The sequence below is a fragment of the Rhodopseudomonas sp. NSM genome, from assembly GCF_052445935.1.
Classification (GTDB): Bacteria; Pseudomonadota; Alphaproteobacteria; order Rhizobiales; family Xanthobacteraceae; genus Rhodopseudomonas.
In genome coordinates this window covers 663,101-688,618 of sequence record NZ_JBQTCH010000002.1, presented here as the reverse complement: position 1 = coordinate 688,618, position 25,518 = coordinate 663,101, and the positions used below count along the sequence as shown (strand labels likewise).

25 protein-coding genes and 2 tRNA genes are annotated in these 25,518 nt (G+C 67.9%); 16 read left to right on the top strand and 11 right to left on the bottom strand.

The window, feature by feature from the left end:
- The first annotated feature begins 214 nt into the window (after positions 1–214).
- Positions 215–1,630, top strand: a complete 1,416-nt coding sequence (locus tag ACTZWT_RS07485; RefSeq protein WP_444769027.1) for a sulfatase-like hydrolase/transferase — start codon at positions 215–217, stop codon at positions 1,628–1,630.
- A gap of 28 nt (positions 1,631–1,658) precedes the next feature.
- On the opposite strand, the gene chrA is transcribed toward ACTZWT_RS07485, so the two are convergent.
- Entirely contained in the window at positions 1,659–2,894 is a 1,236-nt protein-coding gene (gene chrA / locus ACTZWT_RS07480) for a chromate efflux transporter (RefSeq protein WP_444769026.1), read from the bottom strand.
- A gap of 212 nt (positions 2,895–3,106) precedes the next feature.
- Between chrA and ACTZWT_RS07475 the strand changes: the two genes are divergently transcribed.
- Positions 3,107–3,832, top strand: a complete 726-nt coding sequence (locus tag ACTZWT_RS07475; RefSeq protein WP_444769025.1) for a DUF3750 domain-containing protein — start codon at positions 3,107–3,109, stop codon at positions 3,830–3,832.
- Positions 3,833–4,136: 304 nt separating this feature from the next.
- Here the strand turns inward: ACTZWT_RS07475 and yidD are convergent, their stop codons facing one another.
- On the bottom strand, positions 4,137–4,505 hold the full coding sequence (yidD, locus tag ACTZWT_RS07470) for a membrane protein insertion efficiency factor YidD (RefSeq protein WP_444769024.1): 369 nt from the start codon (positions 4,503–4,505) through the stop codon (positions 4,137–4,139).
- Between the two features lie 300 nt (positions 4,506–4,805).
- On the opposite strand from yidD, the gene ACTZWT_RS07465 reads away from it, so the two are divergent.
- The gene (locus ACTZWT_RS07465) at positions 4,806–5,705 is read left to right on the top strand and encodes a hypothetical protein (protein ID WP_444769023.1); all 900 of its coding nucleotides are present in this window, start codon (positions 4,806–4,808) and stop codon (positions 5,703–5,705) included.
- Positions 5,706–6,182: 477 nt separating this feature from the next.
- Here ACTZWT_RS07465 and ACTZWT_RS07460 read toward each other — a convergent pair whose 3' ends face one another.
- A complete protein-coding gene (locus ACTZWT_RS07460; protein WP_444769022.1) occupies positions 6,183–6,635 on the bottom strand; it encodes an iron-sulfur cluster assembly scaffold protein in 453 nt (150 codons plus the stop codon).
- A 268-nt stretch (positions 6,636–6,903) separates the two neighbouring features.
- Between ACTZWT_RS07460 and folE the strand changes: the two genes are divergently transcribed.
- From folE to ACTZWT_RS07440, 4 genes are all read left to right on the top strand, one after another.
- Complete coding sequence (folE, locus tag ACTZWT_RS07455) at positions 6,904–7,593, top strand: GTP cyclohydrolase I FolE (RefSeq protein ID WP_322517607.1); 690 nt, start codon at positions 6,904–6,906, stop codon at positions 7,591–7,593.
- 28 nt (positions 7,594–7,621) lie between these two features.
- A complete protein-coding gene (gene hisI, locus ACTZWT_RS07450; RefSeq protein WP_444769021.1) occupies positions 7,622–8,065 on the top strand; it encodes a phosphoribosyl-AMP cyclohydrolase in 444 nt (147 codons plus the stop codon).
- Positions 8,066–8,423: 358 nt separating this feature from the next.
- Positions 8,424–9,566, top strand: coding sequence for a transglycosylase SLT domain-containing protein (locus tag ACTZWT_RS07445; protein WP_444769020.1), 1,143 nt, complete (start codon positions 8,424–8,426; stop codon positions 9,564–9,566).
- A 423-nt stretch (positions 9,567–9,989) separates the two neighbouring features.
- Positions 9,990–11,159, top strand: a complete 1,170-nt coding sequence (locus tag ACTZWT_RS07440) for a DUF2336 domain-containing protein (RefSeq protein WP_444769019.1) — start codon at positions 9,990–9,992, stop codon at positions 11,157–11,159.
- A 282-nt stretch (positions 11,160–11,441) separates the two neighbouring features.
- Here the strand turns inward: ACTZWT_RS07440 and ACTZWT_RS07435 are convergent, their stop codons facing one another.
- Both ACTZWT_RS07435 and ACTZWT_RS07430 read right to left on the bottom strand, forming a co-directional pair.
- Complete coding sequence (locus ACTZWT_RS07435; protein WP_444769018.1) at positions 11,442–12,020, bottom strand: Hpt domain-containing protein; 579 nt, start codon at positions 12,018–12,020, stop codon at positions 11,442–11,444.
- A gap of 4 nt (positions 12,021–12,024) precedes the next feature.
- Positions 12,025–12,570 (bottom strand): response regulator, encoded by a 546-nt coding sequence (locus ACTZWT_RS07430; protein WP_444769017.1) that lies wholly within the window; start codon positions 12,568–12,570, stop codon positions 12,025–12,027.
- Between the two features lie 599 nt (positions 12,571–13,169).
- Here ACTZWT_RS07430 and ACTZWT_RS07425 point away from each other — a divergent pair.
- Positions 13,170–13,346 (top strand): hypothetical protein, encoded by a 177-nt coding sequence (locus tag ACTZWT_RS07425; protein ID WP_444769016.1) that lies wholly within the window; start codon positions 13,170–13,172, stop codon positions 13,344–13,346.
- A 387-nt stretch (positions 13,347–13,733) separates the two neighbouring features.
- On the opposite strand, the gene ACTZWT_RS07420 is transcribed toward ACTZWT_RS07425, so the two are convergent.
- Positions 13,734–14,513, bottom strand: coding sequence for an NAD kinase (locus ACTZWT_RS07420; protein WP_444769015.1), 780 nt, complete (start codon positions 14,511–14,513; stop codon positions 13,734–13,736).
- A 123-nt stretch (positions 14,514–14,636) separates the two neighbouring features.
- On the bottom strand, positions 14,637–15,158 hold the full coding sequence (locus ACTZWT_RS07415; protein WP_444769014.1) for a tetratricopeptide repeat protein: 522 nt from the start codon (positions 15,156–15,158) through the stop codon (positions 14,637–14,639).
- Positions 15,159–15,355: 197 nt separating this feature from the next.
- Here ACTZWT_RS07415 and ACTZWT_RS07410 point away from each other — a divergent pair, with 197 nt between their 5' ends.
- The 6 genes from ACTZWT_RS07410 (at position 15,356) to ACTZWT_RS07385 (ending at position 18,782) form a co-directional block, all read left to right on the top strand.
- Positions 15,356–15,757 (top strand): hypothetical protein, encoded by a 402-nt coding sequence (locus tag ACTZWT_RS07410; RefSeq protein ID WP_444769013.1) that lies wholly within the window; start codon positions 15,356–15,358, stop codon positions 15,755–15,757.
- A 203-nt stretch (positions 15,758–15,960) separates the two neighbouring features.
- The gene (locus ACTZWT_RS07405; RefSeq protein ID WP_444769012.1) at positions 15,961–16,674 is read left to right on the top strand and encodes an outer membrane protein; all 714 of its coding nucleotides are present in this window, start codon (positions 15,961–15,963) and stop codon (positions 16,672–16,674) included.
- A gap of 377 nt (positions 16,675–17,051) precedes the next feature.
- A complete protein-coding gene (locus ACTZWT_RS07400; RefSeq protein ID WP_322517594.1) occupies positions 17,052–17,165 on the top strand; it encodes a sodium:solute symporter in 114 nt (37 codons plus the stop codon).
- 295 nt (positions 17,166–17,460) lie between these two features.
- A tRNA-Thr gene (locus tag ACTZWT_RS07395) sits at positions 17,461–17,535 on the top strand.
- Between the two features lie 151 nt (positions 17,536–17,686).
- Entirely contained in the window at positions 17,687–18,181 is a 495-nt protein-coding gene (locus tag ACTZWT_RS07390) for a hypothetical protein (RefSeq protein WP_444769011.1), read from the top strand.
- 58 nt (positions 18,182–18,239) lie between these two features.
- Entirely contained in the window at positions 18,240–18,782 is a 543-nt protein-coding gene (locus ACTZWT_RS07385) for a hypothetical protein (protein WP_444769010.1), read from the top strand.
- Positions 18,783–18,847: 65 nt separating this feature from the next.
- Here ACTZWT_RS07385 and rlmB read toward each other — a convergent pair whose 3' ends face one another.
- On the bottom strand, positions 18,848–19,669 hold the full coding sequence (gene rlmB / locus ACTZWT_RS07380) for a 23S rRNA (guanosine(2251)-2'-O)-methyltransferase RlmB (RefSeq protein WP_444769009.1): 822 nt from the start codon (positions 19,667–19,669) through the stop codon (positions 18,848–18,850).
- Between the two features lie 199 nt (positions 19,670–19,868).
- Between rlmB and ACTZWT_RS07375 the strand changes: the two genes are divergently transcribed.
- Positions 19,869–19,954: transfer RNA gene (locus tag ACTZWT_RS07375), tRNA-Tyr, on the top strand.
- Positions 19,955–20,042: 88 nt separating this feature from the next.
- Here the strand turns inward: ACTZWT_RS07375 and ACTZWT_RS07370 are convergent.
- From ACTZWT_RS07370 to ACTZWT_RS07360, 3 genes are all read right to left on the bottom strand, one after another.
- Positions 20,043–22,007, bottom strand: coding sequence for a MacB family efflux pump subunit (locus tag ACTZWT_RS07370; RefSeq protein ID WP_444769008.1), 1,965 nt, complete (start codon positions 22,005–22,007; stop codon positions 20,043–20,045).
- A gap of 3 nt (positions 22,008–22,010) precedes the next feature.
- The gene (locus tag ACTZWT_RS07365; protein ID WP_444769007.1) at positions 22,011–23,228 is read right to left on the bottom strand and encodes an efflux RND transporter periplasmic adaptor subunit; all 1,218 of its coding nucleotides are present in this window, start codon (positions 23,226–23,228) and stop codon (positions 22,011–22,013) included.
- 206 nt (positions 23,229–23,434) lie between these two features.
- The gene (locus ACTZWT_RS07360) at positions 23,435–24,088 is read right to left on the bottom strand and encodes a TetR/AcrR family transcriptional regulator (RefSeq protein WP_444769006.1); all 654 of its coding nucleotides are present in this window, start codon (positions 24,086–24,088) and stop codon (positions 23,435–23,437) included.
- 211 nt (positions 24,089–24,299) lie between these two features.
- Between ACTZWT_RS07360 and ACTZWT_RS07355 the strand changes: the two genes are divergently transcribed.
- Positions 24,300–25,517, top strand: coding sequence for an efflux RND transporter periplasmic adaptor subunit (locus ACTZWT_RS07355; RefSeq protein ID WP_444769226.1), 1,218 nt, complete (start codon positions 24,300–24,302; stop codon positions 25,515–25,517).
- The last annotated feature ends 1 nt before the right edge of the window (position 25,518 follow it).

The window sequence follows — 25,518 nt, the reverse complement described above, 5'->3', positions numbered from 1 at the left end:
GCGGCGAAGCCGCGCGCGACTTGCTTTCAATCCGATTCATCGCGCCGCGGCCGGGAGTTCAGCCGCGACGATGCGATGGCGGTTCAGGCCCGTGGTGCTCGGTATTTGCGTAGCGCCTGTTTTCGCCATCGAATTAACTCCGATTTCGCAATTTCAACCGTAGCGTTCATTCCGATATTTTCCGAATCGATAGTTGCAACAATGAGTATTGCCGATGTCCGCGATTGCAGGTGTCGCCGCTGAGATTTCGCAGGGGGCCGCGCCGCTGGTGCGCTTCGCCCGCGCCAATGCCAGGCTGATCGCCGGCGGGTTGCTGATCCCCAATCTGCTGTCGCTGCTGACGATGACGTCGCTGGTCGACATCGGCCTGCCGCCGCGCACCGAGGCGATCCTGCTCTATGCCAGCGTCGCGGCGCTGGCGCGGAGCGTGCCGTTCGCGCTGATCGTGCCGCTGTTCGTCGTCGTGCTCGGCTTCGACATCGTGCGCACGCTGTCGCTGATGTTCGGCGTGGCGCCGGTTGAGTTTCTCGCCGCGATCGATCGCGCGCAGCGGATCCAGTTCTTCGCCTCGCCGCTGTATGCGGCGCTGATCATCGCGATCGCGATCACCTCGGTCGCGGCGCTTTCCTGCCTGCGCCGCCGCGCTGCTCTGGCCGGCGCCAGCGTGCCGGCGCTGTTCGTCTTGACCGCAGGATTCGCCGCGCTCGACTTCGTCGGTAACGTGTCGCCGCATTATCATTTCGGCGCCACCATGGGGCGCGACCAGCCGGTGCGGTCTGCGGCGGACGTCTCCGGCTTCGCGGCGGCGGCCGGGGCCGACGGCCGCAACGTCCTGGTGGTGATGGTGGAGAGCCTCGGCTTTCTGCGCGATCCGGCGGCGCGCGCGAAGGTCGCTGCGCCGCTGTATGATCCCGCGGTCACCGGCGACTACGCCGTCACCGCCGGACACGCCGGCTATTTCGGCTCCACCACCTCCGGCGAGATGCGCGAACTCTGCAACACGCGGATGTTCTACCAGGACTACGTGGCGACCGACACCTCCGGCTGCCTGCCTAACCGGCTGGCCCGGCGCGGCTATGTGACCGTCGCGGTGCACGGCTTCGCCGGCGGCATGTTCGAGCGCGAGCAATGGTACCCGACCATCGGCTTTGACCGCGCGCTGTTCGGCGACGATCTGATCAGGACCACCGGCCGCGCCTGCGGCGGCGCCTTCCGCGGCGCCTGCGACGCCGACCTCGCGCCGCTGATCGCGGCGGCGTCGCGCGCGCCCGCGGCCGGCGACAAGCCGCGCTTCATTTATTGGCTGACGCTCAACAGCCACGTGCCGGTCGCGCCCGCCGAGGCGGCCGCCGACTTCCACTGCGGCGACGACGGCGGCGAATTCGGCCGGGTCGACGTCTGCCGCATGGCCGAACTCTGGCGCGACGTGTTCGACGTCACCGCCCGGCTGGCGCGCGATCCGGCGATGGGACGGCCCGAGATCCTGATCGTCGGCGACCACGCCCCGCCGCTGTGGTCGAAGCGCGGCCGCGCCCAGTTCGAACCCGGCCGGGTCGCCTGGTACAGGCTGCAGCCGCGCGACGCCGCCGGCGCGCGGATCGGGCAGTCGGCGATCGAGGCGGATGATTGAGGCCTGTGATCGAGGCGGGGGCGGCCGCTCAGGCCGCGCCGAGCGCGAGCAGGGCGCCGGCGAGCGCGCTGCCCGCCACGACGACCAGCGGCGGCGCGCGCCACGACGTCAGCAGCACGAAGCCCGTCAGCGCGATGGCGAAATCGATCGGGCCGTGCACGCTGCTGGTCCACACCGGATCGTACAACGCCGCGCCGAGCAGCCCGACCACCGCGGCATTGACGCCGCGCATCGCCGCCTGCGCGGCCGCGAACCGCCGGAACGCATTCCAGAACGGCAGCACGCCGAGCAGGATCAGCAGGCCGGGCAGGAAGATGCCGACGAGCCCCAGCGCGGCACCGGCCGCTCCATGTGGGGCCGGCGAGACGATCGTTCCCAGATAGGCGGCGAAGCTGAACAGCGGGCCGGGCACCGCCTGCGCGGCGCCGTAGCCGGCGAGAAAGGCGTCGTCGCTCACCCAGCCCGGCGCGACGAAGGCTTCACGCAGCAGCGGCAGCACGACATGGCCGCCGCCGAACACCAGCGCGCCGGACCGATAGAACGCGTCGAACAGCGCGATGCCGGGGGAGGCATTCGAACTCACCAGCAGCGGCGGCCCGATCAGCAGCAGCACGAAGGCGGCGAGCGCAGCCAGCCCCGCGGCGCGTGACACCGGAAATACGACCGGTCGCGTCGGCAGCGCCGATCCGTCCCGGCACAGCCACAGCCCGGCGATTCCGCCGACAGCGATCGCCGCGATCTGCATTGCCGACGACGTGCCGAGCAGGACGACGAGCGCGGCGACCGCGGCGATCGATGCGCGTTCGCGATCCGGGCACAGCGTCCGCGCCATGCCCCAGACCGCCTGCGCCACGATCGCCACCGCCGTCAGCTTCAGCCCGTGCAGCAGCCCGGCCCCGGCCGGGCCGTCGAGGGCCGCGGCGCCGTAGGCGAACAGCACCATCGCCAGCGCGGAGGGCAGGGTGAAGCCGGCCCAGGCGGCGAGCGCGCCGGGATATCCGGCGCGCATCAGGCCGATCGCGAAGCCGGCCTGGCTGCTGGCCGGCCCCGGCAGGAACTGGCACAGCGCGACGAGGTCGGCATAGCCGTGCTCATCGATCCACTTCCGCCGCACTACGAACTCGTTGCGGAAATAGCCGAGATGCGGGATCGGCCCGCCGAAACTGGTCAGTCCGAGCTTGAGAAAGATCAGCAGCACTTCCAGCGCGGAGCCGGCGCGCGGCCGGTCCGCTTGTGCATCGATCTGCGGTGGGGTGCTGGTCACAAATCGGTCCGCGGCAGCCGGCTCTCCATCCGCTGTCGATAGACGAGATCGGTCGCGACGGCCAGTTCCCGCCCGCCGCCGGGCCGCCCGTCTCATTTGATCGCGCGCGCAGGTCGCAGGGGCGTCGGCTGGCAATGCCGGGCGTGCAACCTATATCGCCATCACTTGTTCTATCCGCTCCTCATCCCGCACAGATCCTCGTGAGACGCCTCGTGATCCTCCTGCTGTTGTTCCTGATCGTGCCGATCGTCGTGTCGGCCGGCAAATACGCGCTGGGCGATCGCAGCGTGTCGTGGCAGGCGGCCGACCGCTCCAGCGCCGGGCTGCTGCCGCCGGCGGCTGCGCATCCCGACGCGCTGGTGCGGGTGTTCGCCGCGCGCACGGTGCGCTGGCGCGGGATCTTCGCGGTGCACAGCTGGATCGTGGTGAAGCCGGCGAATGCGACGCGCTACACCCGCTATGACTACACCGCCTGGGGCGACCCGGTCCGCGTCAACGGCTTCGTCGCCGACGGCCGCTGGTTCGGCGACGAGCCGCAACTGATCGCCGCGGCGGACGGCGAGGCGGCGGCCGCGATGATCCCGAAGATCGAGGCCGCGATCAAAAGCTACAAGCTCAGCGCCTATGGCGATTATCGCGCCTGGCCGGGGCCGAATTCCAACACCTTTGTCGCCGCGGCGCTGGCGGCGGTGCCGGAACTCAAGACCACGCTGCCGCCGACCGCGATCGGCAAGGACTATCCGTGGGACGGCGGCTGGATCGGCTGGACCCCGTCCGGCACCGGCATCCGCGCCACGCTCGGCGGCTATCTCGGGCTGACGCTGGGCTGGATCGAGGGCGTCGAGCTGAACCTGTTCGGCGCGGTGCTCGGCCTCGATCTGCGCCGCCCGGCGATCAAGCTGCCCGGCCTCGGCCGCATCGGGCTGAGCCCGATCTGAGCAAAGAAGGTAGGGTGGGCAAAGCGCAGCGTGCCCACGCGTCTCCTTGATAAGCATTGCAGCCGAGCGCGCTTCATCGCTTGATTGAAGCAACCGCGGCATTCTCGCGTCCGGAGTCGTCATCCTGAGGTGCGAGCGCAGCGAGCCTCGAAGGATGCGGCCAAGGCACCTGCGGCTCATCCTTCGAGGCCCGCTGGGCCGCGCATGGCGCGGCCCAGCGGGCACCTCAGGATGACGGCGGTGATTCCATCAAAGCCAGAGCTGCTCTGGCGCGTGGGCACGTCGCTTCGCGACTTTGCCCACCCTACTCATCATGATGGCCGCAGCCACAGTCCGGGGCGTTGACGCCGCGCCAGCGTGCGTAGCGCCAGGGCAGGTACCAGCGCGCGCCGGGCGGCGGGGTCTCGGGCACATTGTCGATCCCCGAGGTGCCGTAGGGATTGCAGCGAATGAGCCGCGCCAGCGTCATCCAGCCGCCGGCCCACAGCCCGAACCGGCCGATCGCCTCGTCGCCATATTGCGAGCAGGTCGGCAGGTGCCGGCAATTCGAGCCGACCAGCGCCGAGAAGCTGTGGCGATACACCCAGATCAGGCCGCGGCCGGCATTACGCGGCAGGCGGCTGAGCGCCTGCAGCATGTCGGCGGCGGTCGCTGGAAATCGAATGGGCATCATGCCTCGGATCTGGCCGCGGATCTGCCGGGTTCCTGGGCGGGGAACCGTTCTACTACTGCAAATGCGCAACAGACACGGAAATATCGCACTTTGTTGACTGCAGTGCAGCGTCGATCGGACCGATTGCGATTGATCAACGCCGGATTTTCCATGAACCTTAAATAACGTAAGCGTGACGGATTCGAGCATATTCCCCGGAACCTTTCGCGCATCTGCTGACGGAGTTGAAGTCCGCCGAGTTGAAGTCTGCCCGAGTTGAAGCCAGCCCGGAGTTGAAGAACCGGAGTTGAAGGAGCCACGGTGAACGCCGCTGTTCTGTCCCGCTTCGCCAGATCGACGCTCGCACGCGTCGCCGCGCTCGGCTTTGTGCTGCTCGGCGCTGCGGCGGGACCGACGCAATTGGCGCAAGCCGCCGGCGGCAGCCTCGAGGCCCGCAAGCTTCCGATGCGGTTCGAGTGGGTCGCCTGCGAGCCGAACTGCACCGGCTGGATCAGCGCGGTCGGCATCGTCACCGCCGACACCCCGAAGGATTTCGACGATTTCGCCCGCAGCCGCCCGCTCGACGGCGCGGCGCTGGTGCTGGATTCCAGCGGCGGCTCGGTCAACGACGCGATCGCGCTCGGCCGGCGCTGGCGCCAGATGGGGCTGATGACCACGGTCGGCGCCAGCGTGCGGACGCAGACGCCGTCCGGGATGCGTGCCGGCATCGTGCCGCAGGCCTATTGCGAGTCGATGTGCGTGTTCCTGCTGCTGGCGGGCCGGACCCGCTACGTGCCGGAGGGGGCACGGGTCCGGGTGCACCAGATCTGGATGGGCGACCGCGCCGAGGATGCCCGCGCCGCCAGCTACACCGCGCAGGACGTCACCATCATCGAGCGCGATATCGGCCGGCTCGCCAAATACACCTTCGAGATGGGCGGCACCGGCGATCTGCTGGCGCTGGCGCTGAGCGTCCCGCCCTGGGAGGATCTGCACCAGCTCTCGCCGCAGGAACTGCGCGACGCCAATCTGGTCACCGCCCAGGCGCTCGCCGAGCTGCTGCCGCCGAAACACGCCGCCCCGCCGGCCACGGTTGCCGCCGCCGCGAAGCCGATCCAGGACCGCTTCGTCCCGTCCCCGGTCGCCGCGACCAAAACCGCCGAAGCCGCGCTCCCCACCGGCGGCACCGCCCCCGCAGCGCTGCCGCCGCCGGCGCATTGAGCACCACCTATCCACGTCATTCCGGGGCGCCGCGTAGCGGCGAACCCGGAATCGAGAGCCGTTCTGCTTTAGGTGGAATCAGAATTGATGATGCGCAGCCACCAGTACATCCTCATGGTGAGGAGGCGCGCAGCGCCGTCTTGAACCATGCGCGACCGGCACTGCGTTGCCCCATCCTTCGAGACGCCCGGCTTCGCCGGGCTCCTCAGGATGAGGACTCAGTGCCTCTGGAAAGGCCGGATTGCTTCAATCAATCGATGAACCGCTTAAGAGGTTGCTCTGCGCGCCGGCCTGAGATGAACAGCTCGGGTTTCCGGGTTCGCTCGCTTGCGCGAGCGCCCCGGAATGACCTTGTTTTGTTTCGCGGTTGTTCAATGCCTCCGCCGCCATGCACAGCGCGCTCCCTCGCCCCGCTCTTGCGGGGAGAGGGGTGGGGTGAGGGGCGACGCGAGTCGCGGCCTCCGTGATTGAAACCGCTTACGCGCTCGCACCCGCGCCGGCGCGCTGCGCCTCGATCTGGCCGATCGCATCCACCACCGCGTCGAAGGTCAGCAGCGTCGAGGCGTGCCGCGCCTTGTAGTCGCGGACCGGCTCGAGCATCGCGATATCGGCCCATTTGCCGTCCGGCGGCGCGCCGTTTTCCTTGAGCATTTTCCGCACGCTGTCGCGCAAGGCTCGCAGCTCGCTGGAAGTCGAGCCGACGACATGGCTGGCCATGATCGACGACGACGCCTGGCCCAGCGCGCAGGCCTTCACCTCGTGGGCGAAGTCGCTGACCACGTCGCCGTCCATCTTGAGGTCGATCTTGACGGTCGAGCCGCACAATTTCGAGTGAGCGGTGGCGGTGGCGTCGGGATGATCGAGGCGGCCGATCCGCGGGATATTGCCCGCCAGCTCGATAATCCGCTTGTTGTAGATGTCGTTCAGCATGCGAAAGTGTCCGGGCCGGTTCGCCGGCCCGCCGATGGATTCGGGGGGGCTGCTTGGCGGTTCCGGCGTCTCATCTTATATAGGAGGGGAGGCGACGAAAGACAGTCCGCCGCGCCGCGCTGAAACCGCCGGCCGTATCTTGTGAACCCCAGTCCGCTCAGCATGCTGCGCGGCAAGGTTCGCTGAAGGGATCAAGACGACCGGCGGCTGGCCGCCCGTCTGCCCGGTGACACATCCGGCCCGCGCGGGCCGGTCGAACGGAGTGAAGATGGACGCCAAGATCAAGCCGCTGCGAACCGGCAAGCTGCCGGAGGCCCGCACCGAATTTCAGCCCGCCGAGCTCGACCCGTCGGAATTCCTCGCTGCCGCCGTGCAGCCGGATCAGCCGCGGCCGTCGCGCGCCGAAGCCGAGGCCGCGGTCAAGACGCTGCTGTCCTATATCGGCGAGAACATCGAGCGCGAGGGCCTGCTCGACACCCCGCGCCGGGTGGTCGAGGCCTATGACGAGCTGTTCCAGGGCTATCACCAGTGCCCCGCCGAAGTGCTCGACCGCACCTTTGGTGAAACGGCGGGCTACGACGATTTCGTGCTGGTGCGCGACATCTCCTTCACCTCGCATTGCGAACACCACGTGATGCCGTTCTACGGCAAGGCGCATATCGCCTATACGCCGGTCGAGCGCGTCGTCGGGCTGTCGAAGCTGGCGCGGCTGGTCGAGATCTTCGCCCGCAGGCTGCAGACCCAGGAGCATCTCACCGCGCAGATCGCGGCTGCGATCGACGAGGTGCTGAAGCCGCGCGGCGTCGCCGTGATGATCGAGGCCGAGCACACCTGCATGTCGGTGCGCGGCATCGGCAAGCAGGGCGCCTCGACCTTCACCAGCCGCTACACCGGCATGTTCCGCGACAATCCGGCGGAGCAGGCGCGGTTCATGTCGATGATTCGCAACCGCGGCTAACGCCCCGGACTGCGCGAGGAAAACGCTCGTGAGTTCATCCGCTGCCTCATCGCCCGCGCTCGACGATATCGAGGAGGGCATCGCGCTGCGTCCGAAATTCGACGCGGCCGGCCTCGTCACCTGCGTCACCACCGACGCGCGTTCGGGCGATGTGCTGATGGTCGCCCATATGAACGCGGAAGCGCTGGAGAAAACCATCCAGAGCGGCGAGGCGTGGTACTTCAGCCGATCCCGAAAACGGCTGTGGAAAAAGGGCGAGAGTTCGGGCCACGTCCAGAAGGTGCTGGAGATGCGGGTCGACTGCGACCGGGACGCGGTCTGGATCCGCGTCGAGCAGGCGGGCGCCGCCTGCCACACCGGCCGCCAATCCTGCTTCTACCGCCGCATCGACCGCGACGCCTCCGGCGATCCGCTGCTGACCATGGTCGACGCCGACCGGCATTTCGACCCGGCGAAGGTGTACGGGAAGTAGCAGGCGCGACCGCGCCCGGGTCTCACCGCGTAGGGTGGGCTGAGCGCAGCGAAGCCCACGCATGTCGCGCGCGTGGGCACGGCGCTCCGCGCCTTTGCCCACCCTACAGCAGTTTTGAACCCGTCATTTCGGGGCGCTCGCGCAGCGAGCGAACCCGGAATCTGGAGCTGTTCATCGCGCGGCATTCCCCAACTTCGAGATTCCGGGTTCGCGCCTGACGGCACGCCCCGGAATGACGGCGCGTAGCGGGAGGCACTCGCCGGCCGAATTAACTCCTCGTTAACCATACCGGCCGCACGGTCGCAGCCGGTGTCACGCGCGAGTCTCACCGCAACTCGGGGAGCAAGGGTCCTCCATCATGTCGGCCGAAATCTCCAGTTCCGCGGTGTCGATCGTCGATCCGGCGCGGACGAAGATAGCCGGCGCGATCAGGCAGGCCGCCGGCGCGACCGGCGCCAGCTTCGAATATCTGCTCGCCACCGCCAGGATGGAGTCGAACTTCAATCCGCAGGCCGCGGCCGCGACCTCCTCGGCGAAGGGACTGTTCCAGTTCATCGACCAGACCTGGCTCGGCACCGTGAAAGAGGCTGGCGCCCAGCTCGGCTATGGCGACTATGCCGACGCGATCAGTAAATCCGCGTCGGGCAGCTACTCGGTCAGCGATCCGGCGGCGCGCCAGGCGATCATGGATCTGCGCAACGATCCCGCGGTCAGTTCGGCGATGGCCGGCGCGCTCACGCAGTCCAACAGCTTCAAGTTGACGGCCGAGATCGGCCGCCGGCCGAGCGATTCCGAACTCTACATGGCGCATTTCATGGGGGTGGGCGGCGCGTCCCGGCTGATCAACGCCGCGCAGGACAATCCGAACGCCAGCGCGGCGGCGATGTTTCCGGCCGCCGCCGCCGCCAACCAGTCGATCTTCTACGACCGCTCGGGCAATGCCCGCAGCGTCGCGCAGGTCTACGACAACCTGAACACGCGCTACAACGCGGCGGCGAATTCACAGGCGACGCAGAGCGCGCTGGCCTCGGCCGGCGGCGCGGCGTCCGTCAGCGGCGCCGCGATGGTGCTGGCCTCGGCGAGGTCGGTCGACAACGCCGCCTATCTGTCGAGCTTCCCGGACCTGCGCACCGTCGAGGCGGTGCGCGCGGTGTCGCCTGTCGACGCCACGGCGTCGTCGACGCGGCAATCCTCCGAGCCGATGTTCCGCACCCTGTTCCAGGGCGGCGACCGCAGCGAGCCGGTGTCACCGGCGGTGCAGCAATTGTGGAGCAACGCCACCGACGTCTCGGGCACGACGACGAGCGGCGCATCGGGCACCTCCACCGCGCCGGCGACGGGCGCGTCCAGCACGACGATGTCCTACGCCCCGGCGGCCGCGGCCGCGCCGACCGATTTCGGCCTGTCCGACCCCTCCGCCGCGCTCTCCACCACCCCGACCATCCGCCCGCCGCGCACCCTCGACCTGTTCAGCGACCGCAACGGCACCTACGCGAACTGATCGTCCGCTCCCGTGTCCCGGCGCGCACTGCCTCACCTCTCCCCGCGTGCGGGGAGAGGTCGGCGCGCATCGCCAGATGCGTGCCGGGTGAGGGGGCGTCTCGCCGCGGCCGAGCGCGCCTGCAACTAACAACTCGCTTCATCGTCATCCTGAGGAGCCCGGCGCAGCTCGCAGAGCGGAGCCGGGCGTCTCGAAGGATGGTCCGCGCGCGACACCGATCGATCAGCGCGCAACTATCCGTCGCAACTAACTCGATCGATGGCTGCGACAAACGGCGCCGGACGTCCGAACGTTTCCGTATCGTTAACGAAACAGCAACAAACCCAACCAGTTATGGTGAACCCTTTGTTAAGCGTCATGGTTTAGAAAGTATGACGAAGACGTCGCGTCGCGGTGTCGTTGGTTGCGTAAGCCGGAATGCCCATGATCGTTCGGCAGTTCATCAGCTGGATTCGTCACGCGCCCGCGGGCGAACGTGCAGAGGCGACGAGGGCGCTGGCGCGGGCCCTCCTGATCTCCGATCTCACCCCCGACGACCGCGCCGCCGCCGAGGGCGCGCTGCTGATGATGCTGGACGACGTCTCGGCGCTGGTGCGGCAGGCGATGGCGCAGGTGTTCTGCCGCAGCGCCCACGCGCCGGCCGCGATCATTCGCGCGCTCGCGTCCGATCAGCCGTCGGTGGCGCTGCCGGTGCTGGAATTCTCGCCGCTGCTGATCGACGCCGATCTGGTCGACATCGTCGCCACCGGCGACGATGCGGTGCAATGCGCGGTTGCGCGCCGCGTGCGGCTGCCGGCCGCGGTGTGCGCGGCGATCGCCGAAGTCGGCACCGCCGCGGCCGCGCTGGAGCTGATCGAAAATCCGCACGCCGAGCTGGCGCCGTTCTCGTGGGACCGCATCGTCGAGCGTCACGGCCATCTCGCCGCGATCCGCGAGTCGATGCTGGTGCTGGACGGTCTGCCGGCGGCGACGCGGCTGGCGCTGGCCGCCAAACTCTCCGACACGCTTCAGCAATTCGTCGTGGCGCGCGGCTGGCTACCGGCCGATCGCGCCGCGCGCACCTCCACCGAGGCGCTCGACCGCTCCACCGTGACGGTGGCGGCGCGCGCGCGCGGCGACGATCTGCGCGCGCTGCTGCGGCATCTGCGCGCGACCTCGCAGCTCACCGCCGGGCTGATCCTGCGCGCGCTGTTGTCCGGCAATCTCGAATTGTTCGAATGCGCCCTGGTCGAACTCTCCGGCCTGCCGCAGGCGCGCGTCGCGGCGCTGCTGCACGAGCGCGGCGGCCCGAGCCTGACCGCGCTGCTGGCCCGCGCCGGCCTGCCGGAGACCACCTATCCGGCGTTCCGCGCCGCACTCGAGGCGATCCACGAGATCGGCTTCGTCGGCAGCGAGGGCGGCGCCGCAAGGCTGCGCCGGCTGATGGTCGAGCGCGTGCTGACGCGCTGCGAGACCGGCGCCGATGCCGCGGCCCCGCTGTTGATCCTGCTGCGCCGCTTCGCCACCGAATCCGCCCGCGAAGACGCCAGCGCCTTCTGCGGCGAACTGATCGCCGAACAATTCGTCCAGCGCCTCGAGCGGATGGCGGCGTAGCCGTTCGCAACGAGGCGCGACCGCCTTCACCTCTCCCCGCGCGCGGGGAGAGGTCGGATCATCGCGCAGCGATGATCCGGGTGAGGGGGCGCATCAAAGCAGCCGAGCGAACGTGCTGGACGAAGTGCGATCCGCGTCGCAGCCGCTGCAGCCCCTCACCCCAACCCTCTCCCCGCAAGAGCGGGGCGAGGGAGCTCGCCCTGCGCGGGGCGGACAGACGTGTTCTCACCGCGCTGCGCGGCGCCCCGGAATGACGGTGCTGGGATCTCAACGCGCGCCGGACTACTCCCCCGGCGCGATGCTCGGCGACAGGATGGCGTCGAGGTGGTCGGGGCGGTCGCGGTTGACGGCGGCGAGGTAGTCGTCGGCGACGCTGCGCAGCTTGCGGTTCAGCGCGCGCTGCAGCTCGGCCTTGTCGGCGGCGGCGCCTTCGCGGACCATCGCCTGGATGGCGCGGACGTGGTTGGCGATCAGTTCGTCGGGCACCGCGGCGAAGTCGGGCGCGTGCTCGATCACCCGGCACAGGCTGAAGGCGGCGGCGGCGACGGCCGGATAGCCGAAGGTCGCGGCGTCGCCCTTGATGTCGTGCGCGGCGCGGAACAGTTCGGCGCGGCTGTCGGCGGTGACGCCGTCGGTCTTCAGCGCCGCATAGGCGGCGGCCAGCCGCTCGCATTCGACGCTCATCCATTCGCCGAATTCGCCGGCGAGCTGCGCCAGCGCCTGCTCGGCGCGCGCCACCGAATCGTCGACATCGCCGCCGTCGACCCGGCGCATCACCTTGCGCAGCGGGTTGGCCTGGGTGATCACCTGATGGTCGGGATAGCTCGCGACCTGGATGTCTTCGGGGCGTTTCCGGCTCATGATATCAGCCTGCGACCTTGGCCTTGTCGAGCAGCGAGGCCTGCTGGATGACGTCGGCCTCGCCGTGGCCGCGCCGCTCCGGGCCGATATAGCCGCCGCCGGCGCTGCGCCGCCGGTCCGGCCCGAAGTAGTTGCGCGTCTTGATGAACGGCCGCGGGCTGGCGACCACGTTGAGCACGCGCTGATACAGCCCCTTCGACGAGATCGGCTTGGCCAGAAATTCGGTGACGCCGGCGTCGCGCGCCAGCGTGACGCGGCGCTTCTCGGAATGCGAGGTCAGCATGATGATCGGCACATAGGGGTTGGCCTTGGAGTCCGGCTGGCGGATCATCTGCGCCAGCTCAAGCCCGTCGAAAATCGGCATTTCCCAGTCGGTGATGACGATGTCGGGCGCGGCATGGCTGAAGGTCTCGAGCGCGGTGGCGCCGTCCTCGGCCTCGTACACTTCGCGCGCGCCGAACGAATGCAGCAGCGTGCGCAGGATCCGGCGCATGTGCGGATTGTCGTCGCACACCAGGAAGCGCAGCTTGTTGAAGTCGATGCGGAACATGAAACAGCGGGCTCGGCCGGGCGACGATATACTTCGCGTTAAGCATAGGCCGACGTCGTTAAGGAAGCGTTGCCGCGAGGCCGGCGGGCGCAGCGCAGCGCATCCGAAGGCACGACCCTCAGCCCGGGCGCGCCGCCACATGCACGGCCCTCATCCCGGGCGTCTGACTGGAAATGAGAGCAACAGGATCAGGCACTCAATTTCGTCATTGCGAGGAGCACTCGGATCGGCGCTCTGCGCCGTCTGAGTACAGGCTCCGCGACGAAGCAATCCAGAAGCCCCATACTCGGCGCCTCTGGATTGCTTCGCTTCGCTCGCAATGACGGGGATAGGGCGTTGATTTGGCGGCCCGCATTTCCAATCGGGCTCTCAGGAGCCCGGCGCGGAGCGGGGGCGTCTCGAAGGATGAGCGTTGGTCTCGCGTTCTTGCCGCGGCGCAGCAACGCGCGCTTAAGTAACGATTAGCCATCGCCCGCGATCGACGCCGCGCCGCGCGCCGGAATTGTCGCCGGTCATGTGCAATCGCCCTGCGCGATGATTACGATCGTCGCCCGGGCAGCGGGAAGCTGCCGCGCGGCGAACCGGACAGGGGCGACATGATGACCGACGAAGTAACCGCGTTTCTGATCTTCATCCTGGCCTGCAGCGCCTTCCTGATCGGCCTGATGGCGCACTACGCGCGCCGCATCAACCGCCTGCGCGCCATGGTCGACGGCTTCAGCCGCGTCCACGACCTCGTCCCCCAGCGCGCCCCCGCGCCGCGCAAGCGCGGCTGAGCGGGCCGGGCGGCGCGGCGAGCGCTTACGCCACCCGCCGCAGCGCGTAGTTGACGCCGTGGTCGGAAGCGACGTAGCCGAGCCGCGCCAGCGAGGCCAGCACCTCGGCGATCTGCCAATCGCCCGTGTCCCCGGGGCCACGCTCGGCGTCACCCCGATTATACTACCTCTCGCCGCCCCCGGCGGGCCCGCCGCAAACCGGCCGCAAGCGGATTTTGCCGGGTGCGGCGCGTGCCGCAGCTTTGTCACCGGTTTGCCGCAAGCGCCCGATCGGTAATTCTGTTGTGATTTCAATCGCCGCGGTGGCCGCCGGCGGCGCTGACACAGGTTTGCCCCAAGATTCCGCGTATCGAGGTCAAGCCTTTGATCAGGCAGCAGAAATAGCGATCAGCTGCCGAATTGCTCGTTCAGGATGCGCTCCTCGAGGCTGTGGCCGGGGTCGAACAGCATCCGCAGCGCGATGGTCTTGTCGGAGATCACTTCGACCCGTCGCACGTCGCGCGCCTCGTCGTGATCGGCCACCGCCGCGACCGGACGCTTGTCGACTTCCAGCACTTCGATCACCACGAAGGCGTTGTCCGGCAGCAGCGCGCCGCGCCAGCGCCGCGGCCGGAACGCCGAGATCGGCGTCAGCGCAAGTAACTGCGCGTTGATCGGCAGGATCGGGCCCTGCGCCGAGAGGTTATACGCGGTGGAGCCCGCCGGCGTCGCGACCAGAATGCCGTCGGCGACGAGTTCGCTCATGCGCTCGCGCTCGTCGATGATGATGCGCAGCCGCGCCGCCTGATGGCTCTGCCGGAACAGCGAGACCTCGTTGATGGCGTGGTGGATGTGCACCTCGCCGTAGATGTCGGTGGCGCGCATCAGCAGCGGATGAATCACGGTCTCGCGCGCGGCCGCGAGCCTGCGGGGCAGATCGTGAGTCGAGTATTCGTTCATCAGGAAGCCGACCGTGCCGCGATGCATGCCGTAGATCGGCGTGCCGCTGCGCATCTGCTGGTGCAGCGTCTGCAGCATCAGGCCGTCGCCGCCGAGCGCGACCACGACGTCGGCCTCGGCGGCGTCGTGATTGCCGTAGATCGACACCAGTTGTGCCTGCGCCGCTTGCGCTTCCGCGCTCTGGCTCGCGACGAAGGCGATGCGATCGCGTCGCGGGGAGGTGCTCATGAGGCGGGCTCTGCGCAGGCGTGGGCGGCTCGAAACCCGCAACCGAAGCGAGCTTCACCGCGCCCGTCTATACGACCTTTCACGGCTTTGTCGAGCCGTCCGCCGATTTCGCCTGCGTGCGGATCAGTACGATCCGCCGCCGCGGCCGATCGCATCCGCCAGCGATGTGTATTCCTCGCACGCGGTGTTGCCGCACAGCGCGGCGATGCGGTCGAGGTGATATTGCGCGCGCTCGCGATTGCCCTGTTCGACCTGCCACAGGCCGTAATACTGCCAGGTGCGGACGTGGTTCGGATCGGTCTTCAGCGCGCGCTCGTAATACGCCTGCGCCAGCCTGGTGTCGCCGAGCTTGCGATGCGAATAGCCGAGCAGCGTCGCCACCGAGGCGTTGTCGTCGCGGCCGAGCGCCTGGAGCTGATCGATGCCGGACGCGTAGTCGCCGCGCTCGTAGATCGTCGCGTAAGCGGCGCGGTAGCCGTCCTGGAAGCGCTGCTCGGACTGCTTCTTCTTGCCGGACTTGCCGTCCGAGCGCGGCGGCGGCGCCGGGTCGGAATCCGGCGCGGCCAGCGCCGGCGGCGCGATCAGCGCGGCAGAGACCAGCATGCAGGCGAGCAGTCGCAATCCCTTGGACGATCCTTTGGACATTGGCAGTCCTCCCATGGTCGAGCCGATCAGGACCCGCGGTCCTGCAGCATGATCGGAAGCCCGGCCGCGTTTGGCAACAGGCTTTGTCGCCGCGAGGCAAGCCTGCGGCGTGTGCCGGCGCGTCGGCGCAATCGTTGATTTCCGCGGCGAACCGGCTATGCCTTGCGCATTCTGCATCCCGATTCACGAGTCCTTCCGTGTCCGATCCTATCCGCCGCATCGCGCTCGCGCTGCTCGCCGCAGCCTCGCTGGGCGGCTGCATCACCAGCGATGACGGCGGCACGGCGCGCGACGGCGGCGATGCGGTGCAGCCGTTTCCGGCGAATTATCGCAGCGAGATCCCGGCGTTCTTGCGCAGCTACCTCAACGACCCGGCGGGCCTGCGCGACGCCGCGATGGCCGAGCCGGTGCAGCGTCCGCTCGGCGGCCGGGTGCGCTTCGTCTCCTGCGTGCGCTTCACGCCGCCCTCCGGCAAGCCGCAGGAACTCGCGATCGTCCACGTCAACGGCCGGCTCGATCGCGTTGCCGGAAATGTCCAGGAGCTCTGCACCGGCGTCGTCTACGCGCCGTTTCCGGAACTGGAAAAATTGTCGCGATAGACCCGACCAAATCGCAATCCGCCGCGACTAATCTGTCGATCCTCGAAGCTTTCGAGCCTCGAAACCCGGGTTCCCGGCTGTTGCGCGCCGTCACAGTCGCGCTCGATCCTCGCTGCGGCTTCGCCGCGCGGCAACCAAACTGGCGCCAATTTGTTTTGAGCAGATCGGACGATACGAAGGCGAGACGACGACGAGGGACGACGATGAAGAAGTTTCTGCTCAGCGCAGTCGCGGTCTGCGTGCTCGGCGCGCCGGCTTTCGCTGCCGATCTCGGTCCGCGGCCGACCTACACCAAGGCGCCGCCCGCCACCGCGCCGGCGGCGGTCTACAACTGGACCGGCTTCTACATCGGCGGCAATGTCGGCGGCGCGTTCGCCGGCAGCAACAACCTCCAGGACGATTCCGGCCGCTTCATGGGCGGCGTGCAGGGCGGCTTCGACTATCAGTTCGCGCCGAACTGGGTGGTCGGCGTCGAGGCGCAATACAGCTGGATGGCGTCGAACAACACCGGCGTGATCTTCCCGGCCGGCAGCACCGCGACCGAGAACACCCGCGGGCTGGGTTCGGTCACCGGCCGGCTCGGCTATACGTGGGGCCCGGCGCTGCTCTACGCCAAGGGCGGCTACGCGTTCCGCGACTCCTCGCTCGGCGTCAACACCGCCGGCGGCCTGCAATCCGCCTACACCACCTCGGGCAGCCGCAACGACGGCTACACCGTCGGCGCCGGCCTCGAATACATGTTCGCGCCGAGCTGGTCGGCCAAGGTCGAGTATCAGTACTACAAATTCGACAACACCACCTTCACCGGCGGCCCCGCCGACGTCGCCGGCACGTCGTTCCGCAGCGACGACCACACCGTCAAGGCCGGCATCAACTATCGCTTCGGCTGGGGCGGCCCCGCGGTCGCGAAGTACTGAGACGCGAAGCCAGCCGTCGTTCCGACCAAAGTCCCAGGACGATTTACGAAAGGCCGGCCTCGCGCCGGCCTTGGTTTTGGCGGGCAGGGCGGCGGCGGGAATCGAAGGTTAACGAGTGTTAAATCCCGCGAAAAATATCGCCCGGGACTCGGCGGCCAGAATCGCCCGATGGTCCGGCCATGACGACGATCTCCAAAACCCGCATCGACGGGATGCCGGTCGGCCTGACGCTGGCGCTGCTGCTGGCCTGTGCGGTCAACCTCGCCGTGCTGGCCCGCTGGCTCTGACGCCGGCCGCTGCGCGGGATTGACCGGCATCAAGGCCGGCCGGGGCCGGGCGTGCGGATATTGCCGCATGCGCCACAGAGGACTATTCCCATGCCTCAGATCGATGTTCTGGTGATTGCCGCCGCCGCGCTGTCCACGCTGGTGATCTGGCTCGGCGTCGTGGTGCAGGGTCGAATCGCCGCAGCGCTCGCGTCGCGCCGCTAGCCGAGGCGGCCTTGGGGCCGCGCCGCAGCGTCAGCCAAACAGCATCCAGGCTACCACGCCGAGCAGCGGGATCACCGCGACGGCGATCATCAGCAGGGGGGCAGGCTCGTTGCCTTTGCGGCTCGGGTCGTCGAATTTGTCGCTCATGCACGTTCAAAGCGCGGGGACGCAATCCGTTCCTGACGATGCGCGAGATGACAGGTGCGGCGGCTCCTGAAGAGCAGGCGGCAAAATCGGGCGGCACACTTGTCCCGACCCGCCCGCGCTGCTAGCTGTTTTGCGCCCCCGTGGCGATGCCGGCGTAGCACAGCGGTAGTGCAGCGGTTTTGTAAACCGAAGGTCGGGAGTTCGATCCTCTCCGCCGGCACCAGTCCCCTCGACATCGCGGGGCGCGCCGCCGTTAACGATTCGCTTGGCACGACAGCCGATGGAACGCGGATTCCCGCCCGTGCGTTAGGGTTGTCGGAAGTCCGCCGCCGCGCCTTAACCCATCCGCCAAGCTTTTCGACTAGCATCGGGTCATGTCCATGAAACGCCCCACGCTGCGCGCCGCGCAGGCGATGCTGCTTCTGTCCCTGACCGCGGCGCCGGCGCTCGCCGACAGCGGCGGCTTCGCCATCGTCGTCCCGGGCCGCCCCGGCGTGCCGATCATCGTCAACGGCCGCGACGTGTCCTATTCGGTGGTCGAGGGCGATTGGGGGCTGGAGCGCGGCACGCACCGGCAGCCGACCTTCTACGGCAGCCGCCCGGTGCGTCTGCCCGAGGTCGGGCATTATTATCCCGGCTCGAATCGATTGCCCGGCTATGGCCGGCTCGAGATCGAGCCGCCGGCGAACCGGCCGCTGCCGAAGCCGGCCGAGAGTTTCCGCCAGTCCTGGGAAGTGGAATCGCGTCCGCCGCAGCCCGCCGCAGCGCCGCTGCCGATGGATCCGCCGCAGGTGATCATCGCGCCGCCGCTGGACGAGGGCGGAGGGCGGCTGCCTGTCGAACCGAACTATCGCAGACCGCGAGGCTAGACCTTCGAGCTGCACGTCGAGGCCAACCAAGAAAAGAGCCCTGTCAGGAGAGAGTAACATGCGTCAGATGATGTCGGGATTGGTCGCGGCGATCGCCGTCGTGACGGTGAGCGCAGCGCCGGCGCTGGCGTGCGGCGGCGGCCTGTACGCGGGCGCCTGCGCGCCCTGCGGCGCGGTCAGCGGCTGCGGCTCCGCAGCCTATGTGCCGTACGATTACGGCTACGGCTATGGTTACGGCTCCGCGGCGTTCGAGCGACTGCCGGACCCGACGCGCTATTACTACGTCAATCAGGGTCCGACCTATACCGGCCCGGGCAATTTCGCGCCGGCGCCGTATTACGACAATCGCACCATCTCGGTGTGGCGCACCGGCTCCGCCTACACCGGCGGCGTCTATGCCGACGCGATGACGCATCAATATGCCGGCGCGCCGGCGATGGGCCCGGTGGTCTACAGCTACGGCCGCCGCCACGCCCGGCATCATCATCGCCACGGCATGCACCATCGCGCAATGATGCGCGGGCATCACGGCGCGCCGCGCCATGCCCAAGCGCCGCGCAGCCATCATCGCCATCACGCGCCGATGCGCCGCTATTACTGATCGCCCGCAAAGCGAGGCGAGGGCGCCCGTCCGCAGCGATGCGGGCGGGCGTCGACGCTTGCGGGTTACCGCATCAGGCCGAGCCGGCTGGCGCCGATATACAGCGCCAGCGCGGCGGCGTTGGAGACGTTGAGGCTCTTGATCGCGCCCGGCATGTCGAGCCGCGCCACGACATTGCAGGTTTCGCGCGTGAGCTGCCGCAGCCCCTTGCCCTCGGCGCCGAGCACCAGCGCCAGCGGCTGCCGCAGCTCGACCGCGGCGAGGTCGGCGCTGCCTTCGCTGTCGAGCCCGACGGTGAGGTAGCCGCGGTCGTTGAGCTCGGTCAGCGCGCGGGCGAGGTTGGTGACCAGCACCAGCGGCACCAGCTCCAGCGCGCCCGAGGCCGATTTCGCCAGCACGCCGGTGGCCTCCGGGCTGTGCCGCGCGGTGGTGACGATCGCCTTGACGGCGAACGCCGCGGCCGAGCGCATGATCGCCCCGACATTGTGCGGGTCGGTGATCTGGTCGAGCACCAGCACGATGCCTTCCTCGGGCAGGGTGTCGATTCGCGGCGACTCCAGCGGATCGACCTCCGCGAGCATGCCCTGATGCACTGCATCCGGTCCGAGCCGCCGGTCGATGTCGCCTGGGCGCACCATCTCGGGCGTCACCCTGGTGTCGATGTTGTCGTCGGCGAGCTTTCGCGCGGCGTTCTCGGTCAGCCACAGCTTGCGGATGCGGCGTTGTGGATTGGCCAGCGCGGCCGTGACGGTGTGCCAGCCATACAGGATCGCCGGCCCATCAGGATCGCGCTCGCGCGCGCCGTGGCGCCCGCCCGATCCCTGCGGTCGTCCCCGATCCCGGTCGTCGCGGCGCTGAAACCGCGGATTTCGCTCTTTCGGACTCATCGCGCGCTTGTCCCACGCGGCCGCGCGCATGGCAATTTGGTCATGCCGCCTATTGGCCCAAGAAATTGTCATGTGATTGGTTGACTTGAGGGGGCCGCATCGCCCATAACCGCGCCGCGTTGCAGGCCCGCCCGCGGGCTCGCTGCGGCTGTCCGGTTCCGGTTTTGCCTGCCAAAGGCGTTCGGCCGGCGGCACGGGCGGGGGAGTGTCCCGAGTGGCAAAGGGAGCTGACTGTAAATCAGCCGCCTTATGGCTTCGCAGGTTCGAGTCCTGCCTCCCCCACCAATCATCTTCTTGAAATCATGGATCATTCGACGGCCCGCCGGCTGTGCGCGGGCGCCGGTGGGCGCAGCCCCGACAAGACTGGCCTGGTCTAGTCCCGCGACAGGGCAGCCAGCGGATCCAGGAACGAAGCCTGACGCGCCGGCAGATAGCCGAACACGATGCCGATCCCCGTCGAACAGATGAAGGCGGCGGCGATCGAGGTGCCGGACAGGCTGAGCGGAAACATCGGCACCACCAGGTTGAACAGCGCGGCGAGGCCAAAGGCGACGCCGACGCCGAGCCCGCCGCCGATCAGGCAGACCACCACCGCCTCGATCAGGAACTGCTGCAGGATGTCGCTGCGCCGCGCGCCGACCGCCATGCGCACGCCGATCTCGCCGACCCGTTCAGACACCGACACCAGCATGATGTTCATGACGCCGATGCCGCCGACCACGAGCGAGATCACCGCGATGGCGGCGATCATCAGGGTCAGCGTGCCGGTGGTGCTGGTGATGGTCTTGCGGATGTCGTCGGTGTTCAGGATCACGAAGTCCTTGACCCGGTGCCGCAGCGTCAGAAACCGGGTGACGTCCTGCTCGGCGTCCGCGGTGGCGACCGTATCGCTGACCCGGAGCAGAATGCTGCGCAGCGACGAATTGCCGAGGAAACGGGCCTGCACGGTGGTGTAGGGCAGGTAGACCGAGAGGTTCTGGTTGGAGCCGAAGCCGCTCTGCTGCTGCTGCATCACGCCGACGATCCGGCACGGCACCTTGCCGATCAGAATGACCTTGCCGACCGCGCTGTCCGCCACGTCGGCGAAGAATGTCTGCCGGGTCTTTTCGTCGATCACCACGTCCTGCACGATGTCGCGCAGGCCGCTCGCGTCGAAGAACCGTCCGGCGGCGAGCTTGGCGCCCTTGACGGCGAAATACTGTTCGCCGACGCCGTTGACGAGCGCGTTGGCCTCCAGCCCGCCATAGCGCAGCGTGCTGTTGGTCGAGACCGTGGGCGTCACGCCGTCGATGTAAGGCTGCTGCGCCAGCGCCCGGGCGTCGGCGGCGACCAGGGTCTTGATCTTCGAGGAGCGGACGTCGCCCATGTCCTTGCCGGGAAAGATCTCGATCGTGTTGGTGCCGAGGCTGCTGATATCGGCCAGCACCTTGCGCTTGGCGGCGTCGCCGACCGCGACGACAAACACCACCGACGCGATGCCGATGATGATGCCCAGCATCGTGAGGAAGCTGCGCAGCCGGTGCGCCGCCATCGCCAGCACGGCGATCCGTGTCGCTTCGGCGATCCGGTCGTATTCGCGCCGCCAGTTCCATCGGGCGGTCGGCGCCGGTGGCCGGGCGTCCGAATCCTCAGCGCGAGGTTGCGTATCGGGCGAGGTGAGGCGGTCCGCGACCACGACGCCGTCGCGCAGCTCGATCACCCGCTTGGCGCGCGCCGCGACCGAGGCGTCGTGGGTGACGATGATGACCGTCTTGCCGTCGTTGTTCAGTTCGTCGAGAATCTGCAGCACCTCGGCGCCGCTGCGCTGGTCGAGCGCGCCGGTGGGCTCGTCGGCGAGAATCACGTCGGCGCCGTTCATCAACGCGCGCGCGATCGACACCCGCTGCTGCTGGCCGCCCGACAGCTGATTGGGGCGATGGCCGCTGCGGTCGGCGAGGCCGAGCCGCGCCAGCAATTCTCCGGCGCGGGCGCGTCGCGCCTCGCCGGGTTGTCCGGCGTAGATCGCCGGGATCTCGACATTGCCGAGCGCCGACAGCGCCGGCAGCAGATGATAGCGCTGAAAAATGAAGCCGAAATGCTCGCGCCGCAGCGCCGACAATTCGTCGGCTTCGAGCGACGAGGTCTCGCGGCCGGCGATCCGGTAGCTGCCGGAGGTCGGCCGGTCGAGACATCCGAGGATGTTCATCAGCGTCGATTTGCCCGATCCCGACGCCCCCATGATCGCGACCATTTCGCCGGGCTCGATCGTCAGATCGAGATCCTGCAGCGCGACGACGGTGGCCTCGCCGGACGGAAATTCGCGGCGCAGGCCGCGCAGCTCGATGGTCGAACCGGCCATCGCTCACATTCCGGGGGGCGGGCCGGCGGGGCCCGACGATTGCTTCGTTTCGGGCGCGGCCTTGCGCACCACGACTTCCTCGCCGACCGAGAGGCCGGAGCGCACCTCGGCCGTCAGCTTGTTGTTGATCCCGATCCGGATCGGGCGCGCCGCTGCCGCGCCGCCGGCGTCTTTGACCTCGACCTGATAGCTGCCGTCGGGATTGCGCCGGGTCAGCGCCGCCGAAGGGATCGTCATCACGCCTTTCGCCTGCGCCACGACGATGTGGACTTCCGCGGTCATGTAGGTGCGCAGCAGGCCGTCGGGGTTGGGCGCGGTGAAGATGCCGTTGTAATAGATCGCCGACGTCGAGCTGCTCGAGGAGGACGAGGAACTGCTCGATGTGACGCTGGTCGAACTGAAGCTGCTGTCGTTCTTGATCGATTCCGGTGCGGGCTCGATGAAGTCGAGCCGCGCATTGTAGCGATGATCGGGGTCGCCGAGGATGTTGAAATAGACTTCCTGGCCGGGCCTGATCTTGATCACGTCGACTTCTGAAATCTCCGCGCGGATCGTCATCGTTCCGACCTCGCCGAGGATCACGATGGTCGGCGCCGATTGAACGGCGTTGACGGTCTGGCCCTCCTGGGTGACGACGGCGAGCACGGTGCCGTCGATCGGCGCGGTGATCCTGGTGTAGTCGAGATTGACCCGCGCGTTCTCGACCGACACGATCGATTCCGTGATCTGTGCGTCGAGCGCCGCGATCTGCGCCCGGGTCTGCTTCACGGTCGCTTCCGCGGTTTCGAAGTCGGCGCGCGAGGTCGCCTTCTGGGCGAAGGTGAGGTTGTGGCGGGCGAGCGATGCCTCCGCCAGCGCCAGCGTGGCTTCCTTCTCGGAGCGCTGCGCGCGCATGTTCTGCAGCGCAGCTTCCGCCGTGCGCAGATCGTTCTGCTTGGTGACCGGATCGATCTGCGCGATCTGGTCGCCGAGCTTCACCTTGTCGCCGACGCGAACCTTGAGCGATATCACGCGGCCCGACACCTGCGCGCCGACCGCGACCATCTTGATCGGCTTCAAGGTGCCGCTCGCCAGCACGGTGTCTTCGATGTCCGCGATCTTCACCGGCGCGGTCGTCAGCGCGTCGGCGGGCTTCGCGGACAGCCGGTCCTTGATCAGCCATCCCGCGATCAATGCCATCAACACTGCGCCGGCAACGGCCACGCGCTTCACTTTGAACATCGGTAGTCGATCCTCGGGTCGGCGACGCTGATGAAATATCCGCTTCGCCCGGTCTCGTTCACCAGGCCTCTGCCGTCCGACTTCATGGCTGAAAACGCGGCTTAGTAAAGGGGGGCGTTGTGGCTGAAATGGTGTTTGTTGATCCGGATCATTGCTGATTGTTTCGGACAACGAAGAATCGTCGCGATCGTACCTGATTGATCGGATCAGCGCGGACGGATACCATTGAGGAACACCGAGATGAAGCGTCGAATATGCTTGGCGAGATCGTCCGTTCGCCAATTGCCGGTGTCGTTGAAAGTCTTGAAGGCAAATGCGCCGAACATCATGTCCATCAGCAAGCGGGCCGAATGCTTCGCATCGCCGATGTCGATGGCTTCTCGTTTCGATCGCCGCTTCAGCCACTTCGCCAGATCCGCATGGGATCGATCGGCGCCGTGGTGGTGCAGGATCTCTTTCAGTTCGGGGTTTTGATGGGCCTCGAGGATGACGAGTCTGATCAGGGCCATGCGCTCCTCGTGGGCCGCGGGCTCGATGTCGATGTTGAAGATCTGCTCCAGCGCCCGGTCCAGCGGCAGGTCATCGTAATCGCCGGGCAGCGCGAGCATGCTGTACCGGTGACGATCGACGATGGCGGCGAACAGCGCGGGCTTGCCAGGAAACAGGCGATACAGCGTCTGTTTGGAGATCCGGCAACGTGCGGCGATGTCTTCGGTCGTGGTGCGGCCGTAGCCCTTGATCAGAAAGAGCTCGATTGCACAGTCGGCAATCAGCTTGCGCTGAGCCTCGTCGGATCGCACCTTCGGCCGCCCGCGGGTCGCAGCCGATGGCGACAGAGACGTCTTGCCGGTGTTGCTCAATGGGATCGCTCGCTGCTGGCCGTCGTCGCTGTCTCGATCAATTCAATTGTCGTCCGGATTGTTCATTTGACATTCGAGCCGATCTGGAAATATCAGTACTGATGCGTACTGTAAATATGATGAGGATCGCTTGACTGCGACATTTTCGGCCCAGAGCCGGCGTGACCGGCTGTTTTTCCGGGCAAGTGCGGCGATCCCGGGCATCGCCGTGATGGCTGCGTTGTTGCTCGCCGGCTGCGGCGGGCAGGATCAGACGGCTGCGCAGAAAGCGGCCGGCCTTCCCCGGCCGGAGGTCGGCGTCGTCACGCTGCACCCGCGGTCGGTGGCGATCACCTCGGAACTGGCAGGACGCACCACGGCATCGTTGACGGCGGAGGTGCGGCCGCAGGTCGGCGGCATCATCAAGTCGCGGTTGTACGAGGAAGGCGGCGAGGTCGCCGCCGGAGACGCGCTGTATCAGATCGACCCCGCATCCTACCAGGCGACTTACGACAGCGCGGTCGCGGCCCTGCAAAAGGCCGAAGCCGCCGTGCCGAGCGCGGCGGCGAAGGTCGAGCGCTATCAGGGGCTGGTGAAGCAGAACGCGGTCTCGAAACAGGACTACGACGACGCCGTGGCCACGCTGGCGCAGGCCAGGGCCGACGTCGCGTCCGCCAAGGCGAGCGTCGCGACCGCGCGGATCAATCTCGACTACACTAAAATCGTCGCGCCGATCGGCGGTCGAATCGACAAATCGTCACTGACGCCGGGGGCACTGGTCACCGCCGGGCAGACCACGCTGCTCACCACCATCCGTACACTCGACCCGATCAACGTCGACGTCACCGAGTCCAGCACCAACCTGCTGAACTGGCGCCAGGCGGTCGAAGAGGGGCGCATCAAGGCGACTGGTCCCGACGTCAGCATCAAATTGAAGCTCGACAACGGCACGACCTATCCGCTGACCGGAAAACTCGCCTTCGTCGAGTCCAATGTCAGTGAGACCACCGGCACCTTTGCGCTACGCGCGCAGTTTCCCAATCCGAAACGGCTGCTGCTCCCCGGCATGTATGTGCGCGCCATCATCGAGCAGGGGATCGCCGAGAACAGCTTCGTGGTCCCACAGCGCGCCGTCGCCCGCAATGCCAAGGGCGAGGCCGTCGCGATGCTGGTGACGGCGGAGGGCAAGGCCGAGCAGCGCGTGCTGACGGTCGGCAACAACGTCGGCAACAACTGGCTCGTCAGCGCCGGCATCAAGGACGGTGATCGCGTGATCGTCGAGGGTGTTCAGATGGTGCGCCCGGGCCAGGACGTGACCGCGGTCGAGGTGACGATCGACGAGAACACCGGCCAGGTCCGTGATCGCAAGCAGGGCTCGCTGTCGCCCCCGGATCCGGTCCGTTTCGCCGATCGGGACGGCGATCCCAGCGTCACCGCGGCCGGGAAATAGC

Coding starts and splice junctions, on each gene's coding strand:
- ACTZWT_RS07385 (WP_444769010.1), top strand. CDS start 18,240: ATGCGTCAGATGATGTCGGGATTGGTCGCGGCGATCGCCGTCGTGACG.
- ACTZWT_RS07485 (WP_444769027.1), top strand. CDS start 215: ATGTCCGCGATTGCAGGTGTCGCCGCTGAGATTTCGCAGGGGGCCGCG.
- rlmB (WP_444769009.1), bottom strand. CDS start 19,669: ATGAGTCCGAAAGAGCGAAATCCGCGGTTTCAGCGCCGCGACGACCGG.
- ACTZWT_RS07400 (WP_322517594.1), top strand. CDS start 17,052: ATGCCTCAGATCGATGTTCTGGTGATTGCCGCCGCCGCGCTGTCCACG.
- ACTZWT_RS07365 (WP_444769007.1), bottom strand. CDS start 23,228: ATGTTCAAAGTGAAGCGCGTGGCCGTTGCCGGCGCAGTGTTGATGGCA.
- ACTZWT_RS07425 (WP_444769016.1), top strand. CDS start 13,170: ATGACCGACGAAGTAACCGCGTTTCTGATCTTCATCCTGGCCTGCAGC.
- ACTZWT_RS07415 (WP_444769014.1), bottom strand. CDS start 15,158: ATGTCCAAAGGATCGTCCAAGGGATTGCGACTGCTCGCCTGCATGCTG.
- folE (WP_322517607.1), top strand. CDS start 6,904: ATGGACGCCAAGATCAAGCCGCTGCGAACCGGCAAGCTGCCGGAGGCC.
- ACTZWT_RS07445 (WP_444769020.1), top strand. CDS start 8,424: ATGTCGGCCGAAATCTCCAGTTCCGCGGTGTCGATCGTCGATCCGGCG.
- ACTZWT_RS07355 (WP_444769226.1), top strand. CDS start 24,300: ATGGCTGCGTTGTTGCTCGCCGGCTGCGGCGGGCAGGATCAGACGGCT.
- ACTZWT_RS07435 (WP_444769018.1), bottom strand. CDS start 12,020: ATGAGCCGGAAACGCCCCGAAGACATCCAGGTCGCGAGCTATCCCGAC.
- ACTZWT_RS07440 (WP_444769019.1), top strand. CDS start 9,990: ATGATCGTTCGGCAGTTCATCAGCTGGATTCGTCACGCGCCCGCGGGC.
- yidD (WP_444769024.1), bottom strand. CDS start 4,505: ATGATGCCCATTCGATTTCCAGCGACCGCCGCCGACATGCTGCAGGCG.
- ACTZWT_RS07460 (WP_444769022.1), bottom strand. CDS start 6,635: ATGCTGAACGACATCTACAACAAGCGGATTATCGAGCTGGCGGGCAAT.
- ACTZWT_RS07420 (WP_444769015.1), bottom strand. CDS start 14,513: ATGAGCACCTCCCCGCGACGCGATCGCATCGCCTTCGTCGCGAGCCAG.
- ACTZWT_RS07405 (WP_444769012.1), top strand. CDS start 15,961: ATGAAGAAGTTTCTGCTCAGCGCAGTCGCGGTCTGCGTGCTCGGCGCG.
- ACTZWT_RS07430 (WP_444769017.1), bottom strand. CDS start 12,570: ATGTTCCGCATCGACTTCAACAAGCTGCGCTTCCTGGTGTGCGACGAC.
- ACTZWT_RS07370 (WP_444769008.1), bottom strand. CDS start 22,007: ATGGCCGGTTCGACCATCGAGCTGCGCGGCCTGCGCCGCGAATTTCCG.
- ACTZWT_RS07390 (WP_444769011.1), top strand. CDS start 17,687: ATGTCCATGAAACGCCCCACGCTGCGCGCCGCGCAGGCGATGCTGCTT.